Annotated in this window: 1 protein-coding gene; it reads left to right on the forward strand. The window is 70.7% G+C overall.

The window, feature by feature from the left end:
* The first annotated feature begins 136 nt into the window (after nucleotides 1-136).
* Nucleotides 137-1,246 (forward strand): IS110 family RNA-guided transposase, encoded by a 1,110-nt coding sequence (locus tag I2E45_RS10300; RefSeq protein WP_195445987.1) that lies wholly within the window; start codon nucleotides 137-139, stop codon nucleotides 1,244-1,246.
* Nucleotides 1,247-1,586: the final 340 nt, after the last annotated feature.

The following is a 1,586-nucleotide window of genomic DNA, read 5'->3' on the forward strand; positions in this document are numbered from 1 at the left end:
AAGACGATATGAGAAAGCCATTTGGGTCGCCTCCCCCGCGGCGCAGCTTCTTTCCGCGGGCTCGGGATGCCACAATGGGCTTTGAGTATCGGCCCGTGCGGTAGCCCTTACCGCACCTGCGGGGAGGAGGCTTCCCATGCCCCATGTTACCTCCATCGGCCTGGACGTCCACGCGCGATCGGTCGCCGCCGCGGCGTTCAACCCCTTCACCGGCGAGGTGGTGCACCGTGACTTCGGGACGGACGCCGCCGAGATCGCGGAGTGGGCCCTCGGGTTCGAGGAGCCCAGGGCCTGCTACGAGAGCGGCCCCACCGGCTTCCACATGGCGCGCGAGCTGCGCGCGCTCGGCCTCGACTGCGCCGTGGCCGCCGTCTCCAAGATGCAGAGGCCGGCGGCGGACGCGCGCCGCAAGAACGACCGGCGCGACGCCGAGTTCATCGCCCGCATGCTCGCCACCCACAACATCGTGGAGGTCCCGCTGCCCGATGCGGCCGTCGAGGCCGCCCGGGACCTCGACCGCGCCCTCGACGACGCCACGGCGGAGTACCGCCGCGCCAGGCAGCGACTCAACATGTTCCTGATCAGGCTGGGCCACGTCTGGGACGAGCGCAACGCCGACGGGACGAGGAAGGGATCCTGGACGCGCGCCCACTGGAGGTGGATATCCGGGATCAGGCTCGAGGGGCCCCAGCGCGACGTGCTCGAGTACTACGTCACGGCCGCGAGGTGCGCGGAGTCGGACCGCCGGCAGCTCGAGAAGAAGGTGCTCGCCCTCGCCCGGACCGACCGGTGGCGCCCGGCCGTCGAGGCGCTCTCCTGCATCAAGGGAATCGACACCCTGACGGCCTTCAGGCTCGCAGCCGAGGCGGGCTCCTTCACGAGGTTCCGGACGGCCCCGGCCTTCGCGAGCTGGTGCGGGCTAGTCCCGTCGGAGCGTTCGAGCGGCGAGACCGAGCGGCGCGGCGGGATAACCAAGACGGGCAACCGGCTCGCCAGGACGGCACTGGTGGAGTCGGCGTGGCACTACCTGACGTGCACGCCCCGCCCGAAGGCCCCGGCGCCCGGCGCGGACGTCCCCGCGGCGATCCGGGCGCGCGCCGACGCCTGCACCGCCAGGCTCTGCCGCCGCCGCGAGGCGCTGGCGGCGGCGGGCAAGAGCTCGTGCAAGGCAAACGCCGCCGTCGCGCGCGAGCTCGCCTGCTGGGTCTGGGAGATCGGGCGCCGGGCGGAGGGGACCCTCAGCTGACCCCGTCGGACAACAAGCCTCCCGCCGGGAGGGCCCGCGCCTCGACGCATCGCCGGCGCGCGTTCACGAACCTTTTTTGGGCAGCCCAAGGGCCGCGCCCGTGAACAAGACTGGTTTCGGACGAGCGCGCCGGACGGAGAATCGAAATGCGGTGGGGTGCGCGGACATACCGGGCTGACCGCCGGCAGCGCGCCCGCAAGAGCCCGCGGATATTAGCTTGCCAGGCAAGCGTCGACTAAACGTGCAGCGTGCGCGGGCCCTCCCGACGGGAAACGAAAAAGCCCGGTTTAAAACCGGGCTCGAACAAACACGCCTATTGACAATGGCTTTCTCATATTAA

The organism is Collinsella aerofaciens, from assembly GCF_015555045.1.
Classification (GTDB): Bacteria; Actinomycetota; Coriobacteriia; order Coriobacteriales; family Coriobacteriaceae; genus Collinsella; species Collinsella aerofaciens_W.

What these genes read in the sequence shown, in the direction of transcription:
- I2E45_RS10300 (WP_195445987.1), top strand. Translation starts at nt 137, where the DNA reads ATGCCCCATGTTACCTCCATCGGCCTGGACGTCCACGCGCGATCGGTC.